This window comes from Sphingomonas oryzagri (assembly GCF_029906645.1).
GTDB lineage: Bacteria > Pseudomonadota > Alphaproteobacteria > Sphingomonadales > Sphingomonadaceae > Solisphingomonas > Solisphingomonas oryzagri.
This window is the reverse complement of record NZ_JARYGZ010000001.1, coordinates 74,528-96,781: the sequence shown is the minus strand read 5'-3', so window position 1 is coordinate 96,781 and position 22,254 is coordinate 74,528. Positions and strand designations below refer to the sequence as shown.

General features: G+C 67.3%; 26 protein-coding genes and 1 pseudogene. 19 read left to right on the top strand and 8 right to left on the bottom strand.

Translation table 11 applies throughout. The features are described from left to right. The first annotated feature begins 91 nt into the window (after window positions 1-91). Together radC and QGN17_RS00505 are read left to right on the top strand one after the other, a co-directional pair. Complete coding sequence (gene radC / locus QGN17_RS00510) at window positions 92-772, top strand: RadC family protein (protein ID WP_281042562.1); 681 nt, start codon at window positions 92-94, stop codon at window positions 770-772. A gap of 13 nt (window positions 773-785) precedes the next feature. Continuing rightward, entirely contained in the window at window positions 786-1,082 is a 297-nt protein-coding gene (locus QGN17_RS00505) for a DUF4919 domain-containing protein (RefSeq protein ID WP_281042561.1), read from the top strand. Window positions 1,083-1,091: 9 nt separating this feature from the next. Here QGN17_RS00505 and QGN17_RS00500 read toward each other — a convergent pair whose 3' ends face one another. Further along, the gene (locus QGN17_RS00500) at window positions 1,092-1,523 is read right to left on the bottom strand and encodes a hypothetical protein (protein ID WP_281042559.1); all 432 of its coding nucleotides are present in this window, start codon (window positions 1,521-1,523) and stop codon (window positions 1,092-1,094) included. Window positions 1,524-1,680: 157 nt separating this feature from the next. Between QGN17_RS00500 and purB the strand changes: the two genes are divergently transcribed. From purB to QGN17_RS00485, 3 genes are read left to right on the top strand one after another with little or no spacing between them, the layout of a single operon-like run. Then, a complete protein-coding gene (purB, locus tag QGN17_RS00495; RefSeq protein WP_281042558.1) occupies window positions 1,681-3,000 on the top strand; it encodes an adenylosuccinate lyase in 1,320 nt (439 codons plus the stop codon). After that, window positions 2,957-3,538 (top strand): biliverdin-producing heme oxygenase, encoded by a 582-nt coding sequence (locus QGN17_RS00490; RefSeq protein ID WP_281042557.1) that lies wholly within the window; start codon window positions 2,957-2,959, stop codon window positions 3,536-3,538. Before purB ends, QGN17_RS00490 begins: the two co-directional genes overlap by 44 nt. After that, window positions 3,539-6,091 (top strand): HWE histidine kinase domain-containing protein, encoded by a 2,553-nt coding sequence (locus tag QGN17_RS00485; protein ID WP_281042556.1) that lies wholly within the window; start codon window positions 3,539-3,541, stop codon window positions 6,089-6,091. On the opposite strand, the gene fumC is transcribed toward QGN17_RS00485, so the two are convergent. Then, a complete protein-coding gene (fumC, locus tag QGN17_RS00480) occupies window positions 6,088-7,476 on the bottom strand; it encodes a class II fumarate hydratase (protein WP_281042555.1) in 1,389 nt (462 codons plus the stop codon). The genes QGN17_RS00485 and fumC overlap by 4 nt on opposite strands. Before the next feature lie 118 nt (window positions 7,477-7,594). Here fumC and QGN17_RS00475 point away from each other — a divergent pair, with 118 nt between their 5' ends. After that, window positions 7,595-7,807 carry a hypothetical protein gene (locus QGN17_RS00475; RefSeq protein ID WP_281042554.1) on the top strand — a complete coding sequence of 71 codons (213 nt, stop codon included), beginning with the start codon at window positions 7,595-7,597 and terminating at the stop codon, window positions 7,805-7,807. A gap of 47 nt (window positions 7,808-7,854) precedes the next feature. On the opposite strand, the gene QGN17_RS00470 is transcribed toward QGN17_RS00475, so the two are convergent. After that, entirely contained in the window at window positions 7,855-8,334 is a 480-nt protein-coding gene (locus QGN17_RS00470; protein ID WP_281042553.1) for an SspB family protein, read from the bottom strand. 97 nt (window positions 8,335-8,431) lie between these two features. Between QGN17_RS00470 and hisB the strand changes: the two genes are divergently transcribed. The 9 genes and pseudogenes from hisB to QGN17_RS00425 all read left to right on the top strand — a co-directional run bounded on the left by hisB (window position 8,432) and on the right by QGN17_RS00425 (window position 14,449). Further along, the gene (gene hisB / locus QGN17_RS00465) at window positions 8,432-9,028 is read left to right on the top strand and encodes an imidazoleglycerol-phosphate dehydratase HisB (RefSeq protein WP_281042552.1); all 597 of its coding nucleotides are present in this window, start codon (window positions 8,432-8,434) and stop codon (window positions 9,026-9,028) included. An 11-nt stretch (window positions 9,029-9,039) separates the two neighbouring features. Continuing rightward, window positions 9,040-9,327, top strand: coding sequence for a YciI family protein (locus QGN17_RS00460; RefSeq protein ID WP_281042551.1), 288 nt, complete (start codon window positions 9,040-9,042; stop codon window positions 9,325-9,327). Continuing rightward, entirely contained in the window at window positions 9,324-9,935 is a 612-nt protein-coding gene (hisH, locus tag QGN17_RS00455; RefSeq protein WP_281042550.1) for an imidazole glycerol phosphate synthase subunit HisH, read from the top strand. The genes QGN17_RS00460 and hisH overlap by 4 nt, the downstream gene beginning before the upstream one ends. Beyond that, complete coding sequence (gene hisA / locus QGN17_RS00450; RefSeq protein ID WP_281045113.1) at window positions 9,935-10,681, top strand: 1-(5-phosphoribosyl)-5-[(5-phosphoribosylamino)methylideneamino]imidazole-4-carboxamide isomerase; 747 nt, start codon at window positions 9,935-9,937, stop codon at window positions 10,679-10,681. Before hisH ends, hisA begins: the two co-directional genes overlap by 1 nt. Further along, window positions 10,678-11,439 (top strand): imidazole glycerol phosphate synthase subunit HisF, encoded by a 762-nt coding sequence (hisF, locus tag QGN17_RS00445; protein WP_281042549.1) that lies wholly within the window; start codon window positions 10,678-10,680, stop codon window positions 11,437-11,439. Before hisA ends, hisF begins: the two co-directional genes overlap by 4 nt. A gap of 126 nt (window positions 11,440-11,565) precedes the next feature. Next, window positions 11,566-11,904 (top strand): PEP-CTERM sorting domain-containing protein, encoded by a 339-nt coding sequence (locus QGN17_RS00440; RefSeq protein WP_281042548.1) that lies wholly within the window; start codon window positions 11,566-11,568, stop codon window positions 11,902-11,904. A gap of 43 nt (window positions 11,905-11,947) precedes the next feature. Beyond that, window positions 11,948-12,256, top strand: a pseudogene (locus tag QGN17_RS00435) (phosphoribosyl-ATP diphosphatase); the annotation flags it as partial. Between the two features lie 137 nt (window positions 12,257-12,393). Then, window positions 12,394-12,774, top strand: coding sequence for a histidine triad nucleotide-binding protein (locus QGN17_RS00430; protein WP_281042547.1), 381 nt, complete (start codon window positions 12,394-12,396; stop codon window positions 12,772-12,774). A gap of 94 nt (window positions 12,775-12,868) precedes the next feature. Then, window positions 12,869-14,449: an amino acid permease gene (locus QGN17_RS00425; RefSeq protein WP_281042546.1), complete on the top strand. Its 1,581-nt coding sequence runs from the start codon at window positions 12,869-12,871 to the stop codon at window positions 14,447-14,449. 112 nt (window positions 14,450-14,561) lie between these two features. Here QGN17_RS00425 and QGN17_RS00420 read toward each other — a convergent pair whose 3' ends face one another. Continuing rightward, window positions 14,562-15,557 carry an adenosine kinase gene (locus QGN17_RS00420; protein WP_281042545.1) on the bottom strand — a complete coding sequence of 332 codons (996 nt, stop codon included), beginning with the start codon at window positions 15,555-15,557 and terminating at the stop codon, window positions 14,562-14,564. Between the two features lie 116 nt (window positions 15,558-15,673). On the opposite strand from QGN17_RS00420, the gene QGN17_RS00415 reads away from it, so the two are divergent. Next, complete coding sequence (locus QGN17_RS00415) at window positions 15,674-16,054, top strand: hypothetical protein (RefSeq protein ID WP_281042544.1); 381 nt, start codon at window positions 15,674-15,676, stop codon at window positions 16,052-16,054. Here QGN17_RS00415 and queG read toward each other — a convergent pair. The 4 genes from queG to QGN17_RS00395 all read right to left on the bottom strand — a co-directional run bounded on the left by queG (window position 16,029) and on the right by QGN17_RS00395 (window position 18,464). After that, window positions 16,029-17,156, bottom strand: coding sequence for a tRNA epoxyqueuosine(34) reductase QueG (gene queG / locus QGN17_RS00410; protein WP_281042543.1), 1,128 nt, complete (start codon window positions 17,154-17,156; stop codon window positions 16,029-16,031). The two genes, QGN17_RS00415 and queG, sit on opposite strands and share 26 nt — an antisense overlap. Before the next feature lie 19 nt (window positions 17,157-17,175). Further along, window positions 17,176-17,418 carry a hypothetical protein gene (locus QGN17_RS00405; protein WP_281042542.1) on the bottom strand — a complete coding sequence of 81 codons (243 nt, stop codon included), beginning with the start codon at window positions 17,416-17,418 and terminating at the stop codon, window positions 17,176-17,178. A gap of 147 nt (window positions 17,419-17,565) precedes the next feature. Then, a complete protein-coding gene (locus tag QGN17_RS00400) occupies window positions 17,566-18,021 on the bottom strand; it encodes a vgr related protein (protein WP_281042541.1) in 456 nt (151 codons plus the stop codon). Then, on the bottom strand, window positions 18,021-18,464 hold the full coding sequence (locus QGN17_RS00395; protein ID WP_281042540.1) for a copper chaperone PCu(A)C: 444 nt from the start codon (window positions 18,462-18,464) through the stop codon (window positions 18,021-18,023). The genes QGN17_RS00400 and QGN17_RS00395 overlap by 1 nt, the downstream gene beginning before the upstream one ends. Before the next feature lie 169 nt (window positions 18,465-18,633). On the opposite strand from QGN17_RS00395, the gene dnaK reads away from it, so the two are divergent. The 3 genes from dnaK to QGN17_RS00380 all read left to right on the top strand — a co-directional run bounded on the left by dnaK (window position 18,634) and on the right by QGN17_RS00380 (window position 22,250). Next, complete coding sequence (gene dnaK, locus QGN17_RS00390) at window positions 18,634-20,526, top strand: molecular chaperone DnaK (protein WP_281042539.1); 1,893 nt, start codon at window positions 18,634-18,636, stop codon at window positions 20,524-20,526. Between the two features lie 172 nt (window positions 20,527-20,698). After that, a complete protein-coding gene (gene dnaJ / locus QGN17_RS00385; RefSeq protein WP_281042538.1) occupies window positions 20,699-21,820 on the top strand; it encodes a molecular chaperone DnaJ in 1,122 nt (373 codons plus the stop codon). Between the two features lie 79 nt (window positions 21,821-21,899). After that, window positions 21,900-22,250 (top strand): diacylglycerol kinase, encoded by a 351-nt coding sequence (locus tag QGN17_RS00380; RefSeq protein WP_281042537.1) that lies wholly within the window; start codon window positions 21,900-21,902, stop codon window positions 22,248-22,250. Window positions 22,251-22,254 lie beyond the last annotated feature (4 nt).

Here is a 22,254-nt window from a genome sequence, read left to right as displayed (position 1 = left end):
AACCATTGCATAGGCAAGCCGCCCCCCGCTTGCCCAGCCCTGAACGGTCCAGTTGCACGAAGCGCTCCACCTGCCGTAGCACTCATTCCCGATGAGCGAGCCACCGCCCGACGCCGCCGGACACCGCGCCCGCCTCCGCGCCCGTCTGCTCGACGCGCCCGACTCGCTGCAGGATTACGAGATCGTCGAATATCTGCTGGCGCTCACCATTCCGCGCCGGGATACGAAGCCGCTCGCCAAGGCCCTGCTGCGCGAATTCGGTGGGTTGGGGCCGCTGATGGCCGCAAAGCCGGAGGCGCTGATGCGGGTGAAGGGCATGGGCGAAAGCTCTGCCGCGGCGATCCGCATCGTCGGGTCCTGCACCGTCCGGATGCTCAAGCGCGATTCGGAAAAGCGGCCGATCCTGTCGGGATGGCAGGCGCTGCTGGACTATCTGCAGGCCGACATGGCGCATATCGGCGTCGAGCGGGTGCGCGTGCTCCATCTCAATACGAAAAATATCCTGATTCGCGACGAGATCGTGTCCGAGGGGACGAAGGACCAGTCGGCGATCCATGTCAGCGAAGTGGTCGCCCGTGCGCTCGAACTGAAATCGGCGGCGATCATCCTCGTCCACAACCATCCGAGCGGCGATCCACAGCCCAGCAAGCAGGACATCGCGATTACTCAGCGCATCATCGAGGCCGGCCGGTTGCATGATCTCGCCGTGCACGATCACGTGATCATCGGCACGAAAGGCCATGTCAGCCTGCGCGCGCAGGGGCTGATCTAAAGAGGGGAAGCATATGCGTTGGGCGATCATTCTGACGCTTGCGATGCTCGGGACAAGCGCAAACGCCACGCCTAGCGGTCATATCCAGCATATCCTGGCGCATGGCGACGGCGCATCGCGAGAAACTGCCTTCAAGGCCAGCAGTGTCAGGGACGAGCACGATGTTGCCGCAGCACTCGGACTGCAGATCGATTCGCAGAGCCTCGTGATCGGCAAGCATCCCTACGACATGCTCGAAGTCAGCGATCCGAAAACCGGAGCGAAGCGGGAGCTCTGGTTCGACATCAGCAGCTTCTACCCCGAATTCTGACCCCTCGCGCTATTTGGCCGAAGCTGCTTCGGTTCGCCTGGGCGCAGCCGCCTTCGCCCGGCTCAACGCGGTCGGCGCCGGAGGAGTCGTCAGGAAACGCGCCATCTCGTCCGGCGTGACGCCGCCGTCATGGTTGGCGTCCGCCCGCGCGAAGGCCGTGGCGGACGCGTTCATCGCCGAAACCGGCGCGATCCCGCCGGCATGGGCACGCGCCGCCACGGTGCCGCCGTGCGACTTCATCACCCAGGTGCTGAACTCCAGCGGGGTCAGCCGGCCCTTGTTGCCCGCATCGTATTTCGGCCATTCGGCGCGCACCGCTGCCATCACCTGATCGCGGCTCGGCTTCGCGACCGCCCTGGCCTGCACGGGCCTCGGCGCGGAGGCGGGGGGTGTCGCGACGGGGGCAACGGTCGCCAACAGCGCGCCCAGCAATATCGACATGATGATTCGCTCCTTGGCGCGCGCCCATAGCGCCACCGGCTTGCGCGCACATGAACCCGGCGCCGGATCGTTCCGGACTTGCGCCGTTTTGTTGCCGCTTGAGGACTCCTCTGCTAGGCGCGCGGCCGACTTTCCCGCGCATCTGCCGAGGCCCCATATGATCCCCCGTTACTCGCGCCCCGACATGGTGGCGATCTGGACCCCCGAGAGCCGCTTCGCCATCTGGTTCGAGATCGAGGCCCACGCCACCGAGAAGCTCGGCGAGCTGGGTGTCGTGCCCGCATCGGCCGCCAAGGCGCTGTGGGACTGGTGGGCGACCAAGCCCGCGATCGACGTCGCCGCGATCGACGCGATCGAGGCCGTCACCAAGCATGACGTGATCGCCTTCCTCACCTGGGTGGCCGAGCAGGTCGGCGACGAGGCGCGCTTCATGCACCAGGGCATGACCTCTTCCGACGTGCTGGACACCTGCCTCGCCGTGCAGCTGAAGCGCGCCGCCGATATCCTGATCGCCGACGTGGACAAGCTGCTCGAAGTGCTGGAACGCCGCGCGATCGAGCACAAGCTGACCCCCACGATCGGCCGCAGCCACGGCATCCATGCCGAGCCGGTCACCTTCGGCCTCAAGCTGGCCGAGGCGCATGCCGAGTTCGCGCGCTGCCGCAAGCGCCTCGTCGATGCGCGCGAGGAGATCGCGACCTGCGCCATTTCCGGCGCGGTCGGCACCTTCGCCAACATCGATCCGCAGGTGGAGGTGTATGTCGCCGAAAAGCTCGGCCTCCAGCCCGAGCCGGTCTCGACGCAGGTGATCCCGCGCGATCGCCACGCGATGTTCTTCGCGGTGCTGGGCGTGGTCGCCTCGTCGATCGAGCGTCTCGCCATCGAGGTCCGCCACCTCCAGCGCACCGAGGTGCTGGAGGCGGAGGAATATTTCTCGCCGGGCCAGAAGGGCTCGTCGGCGATGCCGCACAAGCGCAACCCGGTGCTCACCGAGAATCTCACCGGCCTCGCCCGCCTCGTCCGCTCGGCGGTGACGCCCGCGATGGAGAATGTCGCGCTGTGGCACGAGCGCGACATCTCGCACTCGTCGGTGGAGCGCGGTATCGGCCCGGACGCGACGATCACGCTCGACTTCGCGCTCGCCCGCCTCACCGGCGTGATCGACAAGCTGCTGGTCTACCCGGCCCGCATGCAGAAGAATCTCGACAAGATGGGTGGCCTTGTCCACTCGCAGCGCGTGCTGCTCGCGCTGACCCAGGCCGGCGTCAGCCGCGAAGACGCCTATCGCCTCGTCCAGCGCAACGCGATGAAAGTATGGGAATCCGACGGCGAGCTGTCGCTGCTCGAACTGCTCAAGGCCGACGCGGAAGTGACTGCCGCGCTCACGCCCGCGAAGATCGAGGACAAGTTCGATCTCGGCTATCATTACAAGCATGTCGACACGATTTTCGACCGGGTGTTCGGGCGCCATAACTGACGTCCGCGCCTCGCTGCGGCAGGCGACCGCGACCGATCACGAGCGGCTGGACGCGCTGTTCGGCCGGTTTCGGCTGAGCGAGGCCGCCGACTATCGCGCCTTCCTGACCGCGCACGCGATGGCGCTGCCTGCGATCGAGGCCGCGCTCGACGCGGCGGGATTCGCGGACGCGCTCGATGACTGGCCGGCGCGCAAGCGGGGTGCGGCGATCGCCGCCGACCTTTCGGCGCTCGGCGCGCCGGTGCCGGCGCCGCTCGCCGCGCCCGCGCTGGTCAGCCGCGCGGCGCAATGGGGCGCGGCCTATGTCGTCGAGGGTTCGCGGCTCGGCGGCGCCCTGCTCGCCCGCTCGGTACCCGCCGATTTGCCAAAATCTTATCTTGGATCAGTCCAACCACCCGGAAACTGGCGGAAATTTCTCGAAAAACTCGACAAGGCGCTATCCCTTCCCCAAGACATCACGCACGCAACCGAAAGTGCCCGCGCAACGTTCGGTCTTTTCGAGCAAGCGGGCCTTCGGGTCAGGGGAGCGATGGATTAAGTGACGGATGCCCGCGATCTGGTCGACCTGACGAACTGCGATCGCGAACCGATCCATATCCCCGGACTGATCCAGCCCTTCGGTTTCCTGATCGCGCTCTCGTCGGACTGGCTGGTCGCCCGCACATCGGCCAACACCGCTGAATATATCGGGCAAACTCCCGAGACGCTGCTCGGCCGCCCGCTGAGCGACATTTTCGGGGCGGAGGCGGTCCATGCCATCCGCAACCGCGTCTCGCTGCTGCGCGGCGCCGATGCCACGGAGCGAATGTTCCGCCTGCGGATCGCGGGCGTCGAGCCGCTGTTCGACGTTGCGCTCCATCTCTCGGACGGCGGCATCGTCATCGAGGCTGAGCCGTGCCAGCCTGAACTGGGCGACGGCGCCGGCACGATCCGATCGATGATGGCGCGGCTCGACCAGGCGCGCACGATGGAGGCGTTCCTGCGCGAAGGCGCGCGGCAGGTGCGCGCGCTCACCGGTTTCGACCGGGTGATGGTCTACAAGTTCGACGCCGACGGCAATGGCGAGGTGGTGGCCGAGGCGGCGCGCAGCGGCATCGGCAGCTTCCTCCACCTTCACTACCCCCACACCGACATCCCGGCGCAGGCGCGCGCGCTGTACCAGCGCAACCTGTTCCGCATCATCGCCGATGTCGGATCGACCCCGGTGCCGGTGCTGCCGACGCTCAACGAGCGCGGCGCGCCGCTCGATCTCTCGCTATCGGTGCTGCGCGCGGTGTCGCCGATCCATATCGAATATCTCAGCAACATGGGCGTCGGCGCCTCGCTCTCCATCTCGATCGTGATCGATGGCAAGCTCTGGGGCCTGTTCGCCTGCCACCATTATGCGCCGCGCTGCCCCGGCCTCGAGCGTCGTTCGCTTTCCGAGCTGTTCGGCCAGATGTTCGCGATGAAGCTGGAAGCGCTGGAACGGCGCGAATCGGCCGCTTATGCCGAGCGCGCGCATGGCGTTTCCGAACGACTGCTCGTTCAGCTAGCGGGTGATGCCTCGTTGCGCGACGATCCGGCCTGGCTCGCCGAGACGCTGGGCGATGCGATCCCGGCGGACGGCATCGGCGTCGTCATCAACGGACACATCGCCATAGCCGGCCTTGCCCCCGATGAGGACAGCTTCGTGCGCCTCACCCGCGAACTGAACCGCACGACCGCCGGCAAGGTGTTCGCCACCGACAACATCGCCGGCTTCTTCCCGGAGGCCGATCGTTGGGGCGATCAGGCGGCCGGGATGCTGGCGCTGCCCATCTCGCGATCCCCGCGCGATTATGTCGTGCTGTTCCGGCAGGAGATCATCCGCACCGTGCGCTGGGCGGGCGATCCGTATCTGCCCAAGGAATTCGGCCCCAACGGCGACCGTCTGTCTCCGCGCCGGAGCTTCGAGGCGTGGAGCGAGACGGTGCGCGGCCGCTCGCAGCCCTTCACCGATCTGGAACGACAGGTCGCCGAATCGCTGCGCGCGACGCTGATCGAGGTCGTGCTGCGCATGTCCGACGAGGCGCATGCCGAACGCCAGCAGGCGGCCGAGCGGCAGGAACTGCTGATCGCGGAACTCAATCACCGAGTCCGCAACATCCTCTCGCTGATCCGCGGCCTCGTGCGCCAGACCCGCGGCTCCGGGTCGATCGACGATTACGTCACCGAACTGGACGGCCGCATCCATTCGCTCGCCCGCGCGCACAATCAGATTACGAGCGACAATTGGGGGCCGGCGCCGCTGCGTGGCCTGATCGAGACGGAGGCCGCCGCCTATCTCGCCGGCAAGGCCGAGCGCGTGCGGACCGAGGGGCCGGAGGTATTGCTCGCCCCCACCGCCTTCTCGACGCTCGCTCTGGTCCTGCACGAACTGATGACCAACAGCGCCAAATACGGCGCGCTGTCTGACAATGGCCATGTCGACGTGCGCTGGGTAGTGGACGGACAGGGCTGGCTGCAGCTCGATTGGCAGGAAAGCGGCGGCCCGGTGGTGCAGGCGCCAACGCGGCAGGGCTTCGGCAGCACGATCATCCGCCGATCGATCCCCTACGATCTCGGCGGCGAAGCCAATGTCGAATATTTGCCGCTCGGCCTCTCGGCGCATTTCGCCATCCCAGAGCGCCATGTCACGGTGCGCAGGGTCAATGTGGCTTCGGTTGCCGCCGAGGCTCCCGAGGCTACTGCCACTCCTGTCGCCGGTCCTCTGATTTCCGGTCCCGTCCTGCTGGTCGAGGACAGTCTGATCATCGCCATGGACGCCGAGGATATTCTGACGCGGCTCGGCGCCGAGAGCGTGGCCACAGCATCCAGCGTACCCATCGCGCTCGACGAATTGCGCCACCTCCAGCCGACGCTGGCGATTCTGGACATCAACCTGGGCAGCGAAACCAGCCTGCCCATCGCCGATCGGCTGAAGGCGATGGGCGTGCCCTACCTCTTCGCCACCGGCTATGGCGAGCAGGCCAAGCTGCCGGATGCCCATGCCGAGGCGCCGGTGCTGCAGAAGCCCTATACGATCGAGAATGTCGCGCGCGGCCTGGGCGGGCTGCTGAGCAAGGGCTAACGCCCCAGCATCGTCTTGGGCTTCACCACGCGGTCGAACGTCTCGGCATCGACCAGCCCAAGCTCCAGCCCGGCCTCCTTGAGCGTCAGCCCCTCATGGTGGGCATGCTTGGCAATCTTCGCCGCATTGTCGTAGCCGATCTCGGGCGCGAGCGCCGTCACCAGCATCAGCGAGCGATCGAGAAAGGCCGCAATCCGGGCGCGATCCGGCTCCAGCCCCTCGACGCAGCGCTCGCGGAAGCTGTCCATCGCCGTCGCCAACAATTCCACCGAGCGCAACACGTTAGCCCCGATCAGCGGCTTGAAGACGTTCAGCTCCATATGTCCCTGCAACCCGCCGACCGTGATCGCGACATGATTGCCCATCACCTGCGCGGCGACCATCGTCACCATCTCGCACTGGGTCGGGTTGACCTTGCCCGGCATGATCGAGCTGCCCGGCTCGTTCTCCGGCAGCTTGAGTTCGCCCAACCCGCAGCGCGGGCCGGAGCCGAGCAGGCGGATGTCGTTCGCGATCTTGGAAAGCGACACGGCCAGCGTGTTGAGCACCCCCGAAAGCTCGACCAACGTATCGTTGGAGGCCAGCGCCTCGAACTTGTTGGGTGCGGTCTCGAACGGTTCGCCGGTCAGCCCGGCAATGGCGGCAGCGATCGCTACATCGAAACCCTTGGGCGCGTTCAGGCCTGTCCCCACGGCGGTTCCGCCCTGCGCCAGAAGATGCAGGCGGGGGAGCACCGCCCTCAGCCTCTGATAATTGTTGCGCAGTTGCTGGACGTAACCGGAAAACTCCTGCCCCAGAGTCAGCGGAGTCGCATCCTGCAAATGCGTCCGGCCGATCTTCACGATGTCGTCCCATGCATCGCGACACGAAGTGAGCTCGCCACACAGCGAATCGAGCGCCGGGATCAGCCGCTTCGTGACCGCCAGCGCCGCCGCGATGTGCAGCGCGGTCGGGAAGCTGTCGTTGGACGACTGGCTTTTGTTGACGTGGTCGTTGGGGTGGACCGGCGACTTGCCGCCGCGCGTGCCCGTCAGCGCCTCGTTGGCGATGCCGGCGACCACCTCGTTGACGTTCATGTTGCTCTGGGTGCCGGATCCGGTCTGCCAGATCACCAGCGGGAACTGGTCGTCATGCTCCCCCGCCGCGACCGACGCCGCCGCCGCCTCGATCGCATCGGCGATCTCCGCGTCGAGGCCATGCGCCCGGTTCACCCGCGCCGCCGCCTGCTTCACGATGGCGAGCGCATGGACGATGCCGATCGGCATCCGCTCCTGCGATCCGAACGGGAAGTTATGGAGCGATCGCTCGGTCTGCGCGCCCCAATAGGCCGATGCGGGCACCTCGATCGGTCCGAAGCTGTCGGTCTCGGTGCGCGTGTCGCTCATGTCGGGCTCCTTGTGGGTCGATACCTAGCTGGCATCCGGCCGGAATGTTTCAAGATGGCGACCGATTGAAGGTTGTCCGGTCGATCAATGCGCCTAGATCGGATGGGAAGGAGATATCATGGCCAAGAAGCCCACGACCGACAAAGCCGCCAAGGCCGACCTTTCAGCCACCAAGATCGCGACGATCGCCGCAGGCGCGACGATCGGGTCGGCCGCCATCGCCGCCGCGGTGCTGTTCGCCACCCGCAAGCGCGGTACGGACGAGCCAAAGCCAGCCGCGAAGAAAACGAAGGCGCCGTCCCCGGTGCGCGTGCCACCGGAAACCGACTGATCGGGCTTTGAGGAGAGCCGCTTCGCGCATCGACGCGAGGCGGCGGCTCACTTCTTCCGGGTGAAATCCACCGAGACGACGTTCGAGCCGTCCTCGCTGGTGGCGACCGGCGTGTCGTTCTCGGGTTCGCCCGGCTCGGCCTCGCCATCCTCGGACTGCGCCTGGAACTGCAGCGCGAAATTCACCGCCGGATCGACGAAGCCCGTCACCGCCGCGAACGGCACGTGCAGCTTGGCCGGCACCTGGTTGAAGCTCAGGCCCACCTCGAACGCGTCCGGCTCCACCTTCAGGTCCCAGAATCGGTTCTGGATGACGATGGTCATCTCGTCGGGGAAGCGCTGGATCAGGTGCTGGGGGATATCCACGCCCGGTGCCTGAGTCTTGAAGGTGATGTAGAAATGGTGCTCGCCCGGCAGGCCTCCGCCGCGCTCCACCTCGCCCAGCACGCGGCCGACGACGGCGCGCAGCGCCTCCTGCACGATCTCGTCATAGGGAATCAGGCTATCTGGTACGGCACCGTCGGTCATGGGCACGTACCTGAACGCGCCCGCCGCCATGGTCAAGATCGTTGCGTCGCGGCGCGGCCACGCTATGAGGGCCGCGCCTGAACCCAGGGGGAATGCCATGCGTCGCGCGCAAGTCCGCCGCGAAACCACCGAGACGCAGATCGCTGTCGAGCTGAACCTCGACGGGACGGGCGCCTATTCGATTTCGACCGGCATCGGCTTCCTCGATCACATGCTCGAACAGCTGTCGCGCCACTCGCTGATCGACCTCACGGTCGAGGCGAAGGGCGATCTGCATATCGATCAGCACCACACCGTCGAGGATACCGGCCTCGCGATCGGCGAGGCGCTGGCCAAGGCGCTCGGCGACAAGAAGGGCATCCGCCGCTACGCCGACGCGCTCTCGCCGATGGACGAGACGCTGACCCGCGTCGCGATCGACATTTCCGGCCGCCCCTACCTCGTGTGGAAGACCGAGTTCAGCCAGAAGCGGCTGGGCGAGATGGACACCGAGATGTTCGAGCACTGGTTCCACAGCTTCGCGCAGACCGGCGGGCTGACGCTCCACGTCGAGACGCTGTACGGCACGAACAACCATCATATCGCCGAGGCTGCGTTCAAGGGCCTCGCCCGCGCGCTGCGCGGCGCGATCGAGATCGATCCCCGCAAGGCGGATGCCATCCCCTCCACCAAGGGCACGCTGGGCGGACAGTAAGGGAGCCGGACATGTTCGTGATCTCGCTGACCTACACGACGCCGGAAGAGGCGGTCGACGTCCACCTCCCGGCGCATGTCGAGTGGATGAAGCAGGCGGTCGCCGACGGCGTGCTGCTCGCGTCGGGCCGCAAGGTGCCGCGCACCGGCGGCGTGATCATCGCCAAGGCCGCGTCCCGCGCGGAAGCGGAAGCCTTCGCCGCGAGCGATCCGTTCGTCACCGAGGGCGTCGCCACGGTCGACATCACCGAAGTCGCGCTCGGCATGACCGCGCCCGGCCTGGACGCGCTGAGAGGGTGACCCTTGCGCTGATCGACTATGGCGCGGGCAACCTGCGCTCGGTGGAGAACGCACTGAAGGCGGCGGGCGCGCCTGCGGTCACCGTCACCGCCGATCCCGAAACCGTCCGCACCGCCGACCGGGTCGTGCTGCCCGGCGTCGGCGCCTTCGGGGCCTGCATGGGCGCGCTTTCCGCGCTCGGCGGGATGATCGAGGCGCTGAACGAAACCGTGGTCGATCGGGGCGCGCCCTTCCTCGGCATCTGCGTCGGCATGCAGCTGATGGCCAATGCCGGCGAGGAAATGGGCATCTATCCGGGCCTCGGCTGGATCGACGGCACCGTGCGCCGCCTGCCCGATACACCCGGCCTCAAGGTGCCCCACATGGGCTGGAACGATGTCGTCCCGGCGCGTACCCACCCGCTCATCGTGCCGGGCGAGGCTTATTTCCTGCACAGCTACGCCTTCGACATGACCGATCCGGCCGAGCTGATCGCCACCACCGATCACGGCGGGTCCGTCACCGCCGCCGTCGGGCGCGACAACATGCTCGGCGTGCAATTCCATCCCGAGAAGAGCCAGGCCTACGGGCTGGCGCTGCTCGCCCGCTTTGTGGAGTGGAAGCCTTGATCGCCCCCCTCATCGTCTTCCCCGCCATCGACCTCAAGGGCGGCCAGGTCGTCCGCCTCGCCGAGGGCGATATGGACCGCGCCACCGTCTACGGCGACGATCCGGCGCATCAGGCACGCCTCTTCGCGCAGGCCGGCGCGACGCACCTCCATGTCGTCGATCTCGACGGCGCCTTCGCGGGCAAGGCGGTCAACGCTGCCGCGGTGGAGAGCATCGTCGCCGCCTTCCCCGGCAAGGTGCAGCTCGGCGGCGGCATCCGCGATCGGGCGGCGGTGGATCGCTGGCTCGGCCTCGGCGTCGATCGCGTGGTGATCGGCACCGCCGCGCTCGATCATCCCGATTTCGTCGAGCAGGCGGCGCGCGATCTGCCCGGCCGCATCGTCGTCGCGGTGGACGCGCGCGACGGTTTCGTCGCCACCAAGGGCTGGGCGGACGTGTCCGAGGTCCGCGTCGTCGATCTGGCCGAGCGCTTCGCCGATGTCGGCGTCGCGGCCTTGCTGTTCACCGATGTCGGCCGCGACGGACTGCTCAAGGGCTGCAACGTCGAGGCGACGCAGGCGCTGGCCCATGCCTCGTCCATTCCCGTGATCGCCAGCGGCGGCGTCGCCGGTATCGAGGATATCGAGGCGCTGATGATCGCGCGCTCGGGCATCGCCGAGGGGGGCATCGAAGGCGTCATCACCGGCCGCGCGCTCTACGACGGACGACTCGATCTGGCCGAGGCGCTGCGGGTCGCGGCCGGATGACCGTCCGCGTCCGCGTCATCCCCTGCCTCGACGTCGCCGGCGGGCGCGTCGTCAAGGGCGTGAACTTCGTCGATCTCGCGGACGCCGGCGATCCGGTCGAGCAGGCGCGGGTCTACGACGCGGCGCAGGCCGACGAGCTCTGCTTCCTCGACATCACCGCCAGTCACGAGGAACGCGGCACGATCCTCGACGTGGTGGCGCGCACCGCCGCCGTCTGCTTCATGCCGCTCACCGTCGGCGGCGGCGTCCGCAAGGTGGAGGATGCGCGTGCGCTGCTGCTCGCGGGCGCCGATAAGGTGGCGGTCAATTCCGCCGCCGTCGCCCGCCCGGCCCTCGTCGGCGAGATGGCCGAGCGATTCGGCGCGCAATGCGTCGTCGGCGCCATCGACGCACGGCAGGTCGCGCCGGGCCAGTGGGAAATCTACACCCATGGCGGCCGCAAGCCGACCGGGATCGATGCCGTAGCCCACGCCCGCGACCTCGCGTCGCGCGGCGCAGGCGAATTGCTCGTCACGTCGATGGACCGCGACGGCACGCGTGACGGCTACGACCTCGCGCTCACCCGCGCGATTTCGGACGCGGTTTCCGTGCCCGTCATCGCCAGCGGCGGGGTCGGCAATCTCGATCATCTCGTCGCGGGCGTGACCGAAGGCCATGCCTCGGCGGTGCTCGCCGCGTCGATCTTCCACTTCGGCCAGCACAGCGTCGCCGAAGCGCGCGCGGCGCTGAAGCAGGCGGGCTTGCCGGTTCGGGGCTAGGCCGCCCCATTTTGAAACAGGCCGGTCGCGAATGGCCGCCGAATAGCGTCCATCATGCCTATAGCCTTTCGGTGAGACGCCGATTCGCCGTTCAGGGGCGACGCGGGCAGATCGGGAGGTATCGGGATGAAGTTCGCACACACGATTTTCGCGGTAGCGGCCATCGCGATGGCATCCGGTCCGGCTCAGGCGGGCGGCCTGTGGGGCGGCCATTCGTCCACGTCCTCCTCCTCGGGCGGCTGGTGGGGCAGTACGTCGGGTGGTCACACGACCACCACCTCGGGCGGCAACACGACGACCAGCTCGGGCGGTATGCCGAGTTCGTCGGGTGGCAATACGACCACGTCATCCGGCGGCACGGCTGTTCCCGAGCCTTCGGACGCGATCCTGCTGCTGATGGGCGCCGCAGGCGTCGTGATCGGCCGGAGGCTCCACGCGCGCGCCAAGCGCCGCTCCGAGGGCTGAAGACCTGTTGACCCGACCACCGGCCGCCCCATAAGGCGGCCGCATGGTCGATACGCTGAACAGGCTCGCCGCCACCATCGCCGCCCGCAGGGGCGCCGATGCCGGCTCTTCCTACACCGCCTCGCTGTTCGCGAAGGGCCTGCCGAAGATCGCGCAGAAGCTCGGCGAGGAAGCGACCGAGACCGTGATCGCCGCCATGCAGCGCGATCCCAAGGCGGTGACCGGCGAAGCCGCCGATCTCCTTTTCCATTTGCTGGTACTGCTCGAAGCGAGCGACGTGCCGCTGACCGACGTGCTGGCGGAGCTGGATCGCCGCGAGGGCACCTCCGGCCTCGATGAGAAAGCCTCGCGCACCGTGCCGCCGGTCGAGGCAGAGGAAGCACCCCGCCCGCTGTCGGCACCAGCCGCAGCTCCCGAACCCGGCCCGACGCCCGGCATCGCGCTGGGCGGCCCCGCCCCTGCCTCGCGCCGCCGCATCCGGAGGGGATGATGCCGATCGACGCCACCCTGCCCTATGACGACGGCAACATCTTCGCAAAGATCCTGCGCGGCGAGATTCCGAACAAGACGGTCTATGAGGACGAGTTCGCCCTCGCCTTCCACGACATCAACCCGCAGGCGCCGGTCCACATCCTGGTGATCCCCAAGGGCCGCTACGTGTCGTGGGACGATTTCTCGGCCCATGCCCCCGATGCCGAGATCGCCGGCTTCGTCCGCGCGATCGGCAAGGTGGCGCGCGACAACGATCTGGTCGAGCCGGGCTACCGCCTGCTCGCCAATATCGGCGGCCATGGCCATCAGGAGGTGCCGCACCTCCACGTCCATCTGTTCGGCGGCCGTCCGCTCGGCCCGATGTTGTCACGCGACTGACGCAACGCGCTTGCGCGGCGCGGATCAGTCGCTAGGCTCCCGTCCCCAGAGCAACGGCGCGCCATCGGGCGCAAGCCGCTAGGGGACATGTTTGATGATCTTCGGCCGTGTAAAGCCGCTGGACGCGATTCTCGCGACCGCTGAGAAAAAGTCGCTGCACCGATCCTTGGGTGCCTTCCAATTGACATTGCTGGGCATCGGCGCCGTCATCGGCACCGGCATCTTCGTGCTGACGTCGGAGGCCGCGCAGAAGGCCGGCCCCGGCATGCTGCTGAGCTTCATCGTCGCGGGCTTCGTCTGCGGCGTCGCCGCGCTCTGCTATTCGGAGCTGGCCTCGATGGTACCGGTGGCGGGATCCGCCTACACCTACACCTACGCCGTCATCGGCGAACTGCTCGCCTGGATGGTCGGCTGGGCGCTGATCCTGGAATATGCCGTGGGCGCGAGCGCGGTGGCGGTGGGCTGGTCGAACCACGCGGTCGGCCTGCTCTCCGCATCGGGAATCCACATACCCGCCGTGATCAGTAACGCGGACGCGCTGATGGCGCATGTCCAGCTGGCGTTCGGCGCCGCCGCCACGCCCGACCTGATGACCGCCGCGCAAACCGGCGGCTGGATCAACCTGCCGGCGATCATCATCTCGCTGGTCGTGATGAGCCTGCTGGTGATCGGCACCACAGAGAGCGCGTTCGTCAATGCGATCCTGGTCTGCATCAAGATCGCGGCGCTGAGCCTGTTCGTGATCCTCACGCTGCCGAGCATGAAGACCGGCTATTTCCATCCCTTCATGCCCACCGGATCGGTCGGCGTGTTCGGGGCGGCCGCCTCGATCTTCTTCGCCTATGTCGGCTTCGACGCGGTGTCGACGGCCGCCGAGGAGACCAAGAATCCCCAGCGCAACGTGCCGATCGGCCTGATCGGATCGCTCGGCATCTGCACCCTCTTCTACCTGCTGGTCGCCTCCGGCGCGATCGGCGCGATCGGCGCGCAGCCAGTCACCGGCGCGAACGGTGCCTTGCTGGCGCCGGGCACCGCCGAGATCGCCGGCCGCTGCGCCGCGATCACCGGCAGCGGCGCGGTCGAGCCGCTGGTCTGCTCCAAGGAAGCTCTGGTCCATGTTCTGCAGGTGATGGGCCATCCGATCTTCGGTTGGTTCGTCGGCCTCGCCGCCGTGCTGGCACTGCCGTCGGTCGTGCTGATGATGATGTACGGGCAGACCCGCATTTTCTTCACCATGGCGCGCGACGGCCTGCTTCCGGCCAAGCTCGCCAGCGTCCATCCGAAGTTCAAGACCCCGCACATCGTCACCTTCGTGACCGGCATCGCGGCGACCATCGCCGCGGCGATCCTGCCGGTCGGCAAGCTGGCGGATTATTCCAACTCCGGCACGCTGTTCGCCTTCCTGATGGTGGCGGTGTCGGTGATGGTGCTGCGCAAAACCGATCCGACGCGCAAGCGGCCGTTCCGCACCCCGCTGGTCTGGGTGGTCGCTCCGGCCGCGATCATCGGCTGCATCGCGCTGTACGTGTCGCTGCCGCTCACCGCGATCCTGGTGCTGCCGATCTGGGGCGCGATCGGTCTGCTGGTCTATTTCTTCTACAGCCGCTCGCGCTCCTATGTCGGGCGCGGCATCATCGACGAAAGCGGCGAGGCCGCTCCGGAGGCGACAGCCTGAACCGGACGGACAGGCGCAAAGAAGGGGCGGGAAGCAGCGATACCTCCCGCCCCTTTTTGTTTACCTCCGTTCGCGCTGAACCTGTCGAAGCGCGAACGGTGGGGGTGACGGATCAGCCGAGCCTGGCGGCGATCAGCTTGTTGAGATCCTGCTCGGGCCGCGCGCCATAGTGCGAGATCACCTCGGCGGCCGCGATCGCGCCCATCGCCAGGCACTCTTCGACCGGACGGCCCTTCACATGGCCGACCAGATAGCCCGCCGAGAACAGATCGCCGGCACCGGTGGTATCCACCACGCGCTCGACCGGCTCGGCAGGCACATGGAAGCGCTCGCCGTTCGCCGCCGCCCAGGCGCCGTCCTTGCCCCGCGTCGCCACCACCAGCGGCAGCTTCGGCGCCAGCGCGTCCATCGCCGCTTCGAATGTCGCCTCGCCGGTCAGCGCCAGCAGCTCCTCCTCGTTGGCGAAGAGGATGTCGATGTCGCCATCGTCCACCAGAGCGCGGAAATCGCTCAGGTGGTTCATGATGCAGAACACAGCCGACACGCCGAGCGCGACCTGGCGGCCCGCCTTGCGTGCCATCCGGATCGCGGCCTTCATCGCCGCGCGCGGCTCGGCCGGATCCCACAGATAGCCTTCGAGCAGCAGCACCTTGGCAGAGGCGACCTGGGCCTCGTCCACCGCTTCCGGCGGCAGGAACTGCGCGGCACCGAGAAAGGTGTTCATGGTCCGCTCGCCACACTCGCCGACCAGTATCAGGCAGCGGCCGGTCGGGATGTCAGCCTCGCGCGCGGGCACGATATAGTCGATGCCCTGCGCCTTCAGGTCGTGCATGAACACCTCGCCAAGCTGATCCTGCGCGACCTGCCCGATGAAGGCGCAGCGCGCGCCCATCATCGCAGCACCCGCCACGGTGTTGCCCGCCGATCCTCCCGAAATCTCCTTGCCCGGCCCCATATGGCCGTAAAGCGAGGTGGCGCGATCGGCGTCGATCAGCTGCATCGCGCCCTTGGTCAGCCCCTCGGCCGCGAGAAAGGCGTCGTCGGCGGGGGCGAGCACGTCCACCAGCGCATTGCCGATGGCGATGATGTCGAGCGTGGTATCGGTCACGAAATTCTCCGGAAAAGCATGGGGCTGCGCCTAGCGGGCGGCAGGCTGGCGCGCAATCTTTGCAGGGTGGCGCGCGGCACGGTTTGCGACAGCCTGTCCGCATGGCAGGGAGGGGCATGATTCGTCGCCTCGCCCCCCTGCTGCTCCCCGCCCTTGCGCTCGCCGCCTGTTCCACGCCTTCGGGGCCATCGAGCACACCCGCCGTCCCGTCCGAGAAACCGGCCAACATGCGCGAAGCCGGGCTGGAGCGCGTGATCGGCAAGACGGCGGCGCAACTTACCGCATTGTTCGGCCCGGCCGATCTCGACGGGCATGAGGGGCAGGCGCGCAAGCTGCAGTTCGTCGGCCCGGTCTGCGTGCTGGACACCTATCTCTATCCGTCCAAGACGGGCGCCGAGCCGGTCGTCACCTATATCGATGCGCGCCTGCCGAGCGGCGACGACATCGATCGCGCGTCCTGCATCGCGGCGCTCAGCCGGCGCGCGGCGGCGCCCTGAGCGCTTCCGCCCACTCTTCTTGAACCGCCGGATCGACCTCGCCTTCCGCCTGCGCCGGGTCAAGCCGGCCCAGCTGCCCCAGCGCCCACACCGCGGCCCCGCGCACCATCGGCGAAGGATCGTCGAGCAGCGGTTCCAGCCTGTCCGCCAGCGCCGGGCGGCCGCTGTTGCCCGCCACGATCGCGGCGTTGCGCACCATCCGGTCGCGCCCGATCCGCTTGATCGGCGAACCGGAAAAAACCTGCCGGAAGCTCGCATCGTCGAGCGCCAGCAGATCTCCTACCTGCGGCGCCGCCAGCTCCGCACGGGCGGCGAAGGCCATGTTGGCGTTGGCCGCGACCGCGAACTTGTTCCAAGGGCAAGCGGACAGGCAATCGTCGCAGCCGTAGACGTGGTTGCCGATCCCCTCGCGCAGATCGCGCGGGATCGGCCCGTCATGCTCGATCGTGAGGTAGGAGATGCAGCGCCGCGCGTCGATCCGGTAGGGCGCGGGGAAGGCATCGGTCGGGCAGGCGACCTGGCAGGCATCGCACGAGCCGCAGGTGTCCCGCGAAGGCGTGTCCGGCTCCAGCTCCAGCTCCGTCATCACGCAGCCGAGTAACAGCCAGCTGCCGTGATCGCGACTGACGAGGTTGGTATGTTTGCCCTGCCAGCCCAGCCCCGCCGCTTGTGCCAGCGGCTTTTCCATCACCGGCGCGGTATCGACGAACACCTTGAGCGCGCCGCCCCCTTCCGCCACCAGCCAGCGGGCGAGCGCCTTCAGCGCCTTCTTGACGACGTCGTGATAGTCCTGACCCTGCGCGTAGACCGAGATGCGGGCCGTCTCCGGCTCGGAAGCGAGACGCATCGGATTCTCGGGCGGCGCGTAGCTCATGCCGAGCGCGACCACCGACTTCACCTCCGGCCAAAGCGCCTTTGGGGAGCGCCGCCAGTCCGCGCGCGCCTCCATCCAGCCCATCGATCCGTGCGCGCCCTCGCCCAGCCATTCCATCAGCCGTGCACCGGGTAGTGGCTCGTCCACCGCCCGCGTCACCCCGCACGCGACGAAACCGAGGCGCGCGGCTTCGGCCTTCAGGCGTTCGGTGAGTGTGGGATCGGGCATGACCGCAGCAGGATAAAGCTCAATAAGGCGATGAGTAACCCTGCTCGCGCTGGCGCTTCGCTTCCCTGCGCGCTTCCTTCTTCTGCCGCTCTTCCTCCTTGCGCATCTTACGGCCACGGTTGCGATCCGCCTCGGACTGGCTGGTCGTGCTCCAGTCCACCACCTTGGAGCCGACGCGCACCGGCGCGGTCGCGACGTCGTAGGCGGTATGGACGACGCAGCCCGGCAGCATCAGGCAGGCGGCGAGTAACAGGATACGCATAGAAACCCTCCCCCGTCATTGCGAGAAGCGAAGGGACGAAGAAATCCATGGCGCGACGGTGGTGGCCCGTGGATTGCTTCGCTCCGCTCGCAATGACGATTGCGACGGTGGATCCCTACCCCGCCAGCGCGGCGGAATTGCGGCGGATCAGGCGCGGCGGAAAGGCAGGATCGCTTCCAGTTCGCTCGCCAGCCGGCCACCGCTGCGCCGTGCGGACCAGGCGTGACGGACGATCTCGGCCTGCTGCTCGATGCCGTAGCGGTGGAACGGCTTTCCCGGCTTCAGCACATAGGCATAGCGGCAGAAGGGATGGCGCATCAGCGGCAGATACCAGCGCCCGCCCTTTTGCGCCTGCCAGACGTGCGTCATCTCGTGAATGAAGAGGCCCTGCATCGATTGGCTGGCGCAGGAGAAGTCTTCGCACCAAGCCGAGCTCGACGGCGGGATCCAGATATGCCCGTCCGGCGCCATCAGTGTCTCGCGTGGCTGGAACGGGAACCAGCGCCGATTGATGATCTGCACCGCCTCATAGTCGATCGCATCGCCGAAGATCAGGTGGGCAAGCGCGGTCTCGCCAAGAGTGAGCGGGCGGGCGCTATCCATCAATAAGGCGCGGCGTCGCCCGCGCCGACGACCTTCGCCTCGACCGTCAGCGGCTGCCCCTTCTCGAAACGGATGCTCAGCGGGATCGTGTCGCCAGCTTTCAGGGCGGCGCCCAGGCCGAACATCATCACATGGTTGCCGCCCGGCGCGAACCTGACCGTACCGTTGGCGGGCACGTCCAGCCCGTCGAGCCGCTGCATGCCGGTCATGCCGCCCGGCCCCATCTTCATGCTCTCGTGCAATTCGGTCGATCCCGCCGCCGGGCTTTCCACCGCCAGCAGCCGTGTCGGCTGCGGCCCGCCGTGAATCGTGAGGTATCCCGCCCCCGGATTCCCCGCTACCGCCGGCAACCGCACCCAGGCCTGATCCGCCGACAGCTTCGCCTCATGATGGCACCCCGCCAGCGCCAGCAGCGCCCACGGCGCGATACGCGCGATCCTCATGCCCAACCTGTCCCCGATCGTTACGCCCCGTGGATTAGGGCGCCAACCCGCTTGCAGCAAGCCAAACGCCTCTTATATCGCCGCATGGAGCATTCCTCTCGTCCTTCGCTTGATGAGGGGGGACGACAGGCTCGTCGAACATTCGAGAGTTAGATTACGGGGATATTGAATGGCTAAGGTTATCGGCATCGATCTCGGCACCACGAACTCGTGCGTGGCCGTGATGGAGGGCGGCAAGCCCAAGGTTATCGAGAATTCGGAGGGCGCGCGCACGACCCCCTCCATCGTCGCCTTCACGAAGGACGGCGAGCGGTTGATCGGCCAGCCGGCGAAGCGCCAGGCGGTCACCAACCCGACCAACACCGTCTTCGCGGTGAAGCGCCTGATCGGCCGCCGCTATGACGATCCCATCACCCGCAAGGACACCGAGCTGGTCCCCTATCACATCGTGAAGGGCCCGAACGGCGACGCGTGGGTGCAGGCCGGGGGCGAGGATTATTCGCCCAGCCAGATTTCCGCCTTCACCCTGCAGAAGATGAAGGAAACCGCCGAGAGCTATCTCGGCGAGACCGTCACGCAGGCCGTGATCACGGTGCCCGCCTATTTCAACGACGCGCAGCGCCAGGCGACCAAGGACGCCGGCAAGATCGCCGGCCTCGACGTCCTGCGCATCATCAACGAGCCGACCGCGGCCGCGCTCGCCTATGGCCTCGACAAGGACAACAACAAGACCATCGCGGTCTACGACCTTGGCGGCGGCACCTTCGATATCTCGGTGCTCGAGATCGGCGACGGCGTGTTCGAGGTGAAATCGACCAACGGCGACACCTTCCTGGGCGGCGAGGATTTCGACAACAAGATCGTCGATTATCTGGCGCAGGGCTTCCAGAAGGATGAGGGCATCGACCTCACCAAGGACAAGCTCGCGCTCCAGCGCCTGAAGGAAGCGGCCGAGAAAGCGAAGATCGAGCTTTCGTCCGCGCAGTCGACCGAGGTGAACCTGCCGTTCATCACAGCCGACCAGAACGGCCCGAAGCATCTCGTGAAGACGATCACCCGCGCCGATCTGGAGCGGCTGGTCGAGGATCTGGTCCGTCGCACGATGGATCCCGTGAAGAAGGCGCTCGCCGATGCCGGCCTGAAGGCCGATGCGATCGACGAGGTCGTCCTCGTCGGCGGCATGACCCGCATGCCGCGCGTCCGCCAGGCCGTGAAGGACTTCTTCGGCAAGGAGCCGCACACCGGCGTCAACCCCGATGAGGTGGTGGCGATCGGCGCGGCGGTGCAGGCCGGCGTGCTGCAGGGCGACGTGAAGGACGTGCTGCTGCTCGACGTGACCCCGCTTTCGCTGGGCATCGAGACGCTGGGTGGCGTGTTCACCCGTATGATCGATCGCAACACGACGATCCCGACCAAGAAGTCGCAGACCTACTCGACCGCCGAGGATAACCAGAACGCGGTGACGATCCGCGTCTTCCAGGGCGAGCGCGAGATGGCGGCGGACAACAAGCTGCTCGGCCAGTTCGACCTGATCGGCATCCCGCCGGCGCCGCGCGGCGTGCCGCAGATCGAGGTCACGTTCGACATCGACGCCAACGGCATCGTCAACGTCTCGGCCAAGGATCGCGGCACCGGCAAGGAGCAGCAGATCAAGATCCAGGCGTCGGGCGGCCTCAGCGACAACGACATCGACCAGATGGTGAAGGATGCCGAGAAGTTCGCCGAGGAGGACAAGAAGCGTCGCGAAGCGGCCGAGGCGAAGAACAACGCCGAGGGCCTGATCCACTCGACCGAACGCCAGCTGCAAGAGCATGGCGACAAGGTCGATGCGTCGCTGAAGTCCGAGATCGAGGCGGCGATCGCCGAGGCGAAGACTGCTGTCGAGAGCAACGACGCGACCCAGATGAGCGAGAAGGCCCAGGCCCTCGCGCAGGTCGCGATGAAGCTCGGCCAGGCGATCTACGAGAAGGATCAGGCTGCGGCGGCCTCGCCGGGGGCCGAGGGTCCGAAGGACGACGATGTCGTGGACGCCGAGTTCTCGGAAGTCGACGACAACAAGTGAGAGAAACCCTCTCCCGCTGAGCGGGAGAGGCGTACGGAGACTTAGTGGCGAAGCCACTTAGTCGGAGTTGGGTGAGGGTAGGCAGCAGGCGCTGCACGCCCTCACCCTCCCACCGGCTAACGCCGGCGGGCCCCTCCCTCCCCCGGAAGCGGGAGAGGGCTAAGAGGACTCAATGACCGAGATTGATTTTTACGAGCTGCTCGAAGTCGAGCGCACCGCCGACGACAAGGTGATCAAGTCGTCCTACCGGCGGCTGGCGATGATCCACCATCCGGATCGCAACCCCGGCAATGCCGAGGCGGAAGCCAAGTTCAAGGCCATTTCCGAGGCGTATGACTGCCTGAAGGATCCCCAGAAGCGCGCGGCCTACGATCGCTTCGGCCATGCCGCGTTCAAGCAGGGCGGCGGTGGCGGCGGCTTCGGCGGCCAGCAGGGCTTCGAGGGCTTCTCCGACATCTTCGAGAGCGTGTTCGGCGATTTCATGGGCGGCCAGCGCCAGCAGCGCGGCGGCCCGCGCCGCGGCGCCGACTTGCGCTACGACCTGACGATCAGCCTGGAGGAAGCCTTCCACGGCAAGACCGAGTCGATCACCATCGACGTCGCCGCCAATTGCGACCTGTGCGAAGGCACCGGCGCCAAGCCCGGCACCTCTGCCCGCACCTGCCAGACCTGCGGCGGGCGCGGCCAGGTCCGCGCGCAGCAGGGCTTCTTCGTGATCGAGCGCGCTTGCCCGACCTGCCACGGCGCAGGCCAGGTGATCGCCGATCCCTGCCCCGGCTGCCGGGGCGAGGGCCGCGTCGACAAGGAGAAAACGCTGGAGGTGAAGATCCCCGCCGGCGTCGACGAAGGCACCCGCATCCGCATCACCGGCGAGGGCGAGGCGGGCGGACGCGGTGCGCCTGCGGGCGACCTCTATATCTTCCTGCACGTCAAGCGGCACCAGATCTTCGAGCGCGACGGCACCAACCTCGCCGCGCGCTGCCCGATCAGCTTCACCACCGCAGCACTCGGCGGCGAGATCAAGGTGCCGAACCTCGACGGCGAGCTGATCACCGTGAAGATCCCGGCCGGCATCCAGTCCGGCAAGCAGTTGCGCCATCGCGGATCGGGCATGCCCGTGCTCAACGGGCGCGGGCGCGGCGATCTGGTGCTGGAGATCGCGGTGGAGACGCCGACGAAGCTCTCCGCCAAGCAGAAGGAACTGCTCCAGCAGTTCCGCGAGACCGAGACGGGCGAAGAATGCCCCGCCTCGACCGGCTTCTTCGACAAGCTGAAGGGCATGTTCGGAGAATAATCCTCCAGACGAACACGGTCGCTTCATATCCCCTGCATGGCGCATCGGCACGATTGCCGGGCGGGGGAAAGCGCCGACCATGAAGAACCGTCCGTTCTCGACAAGACTGGGCTTCGCACTGGCGGGCATCCGTGCCTGCTGGCGAACCGAACGCAGTTTCCGGACGCACTGCTTCTGCGCGACTTTTGCGGCGACCGCCCTTTTCACGATCCAGCCCGCCCCGGTCTGGTGGGCGCTGACCGGCCTTGCCGTCGCACTGGTGCTGGCGCTCGAACTGATCAACTCGGCGATCGAGCGGCTGATCGATCATCTCCACCCCGATATCCATCCGGAGATCGGCCACGTGAAGGACATGGCGGCCGGCGCGGTGCTGACGATCAGTCTTGGCGCGCTCGTGATCGCGGCATCGCTTGCCGTCACCATGGCGTGATCGC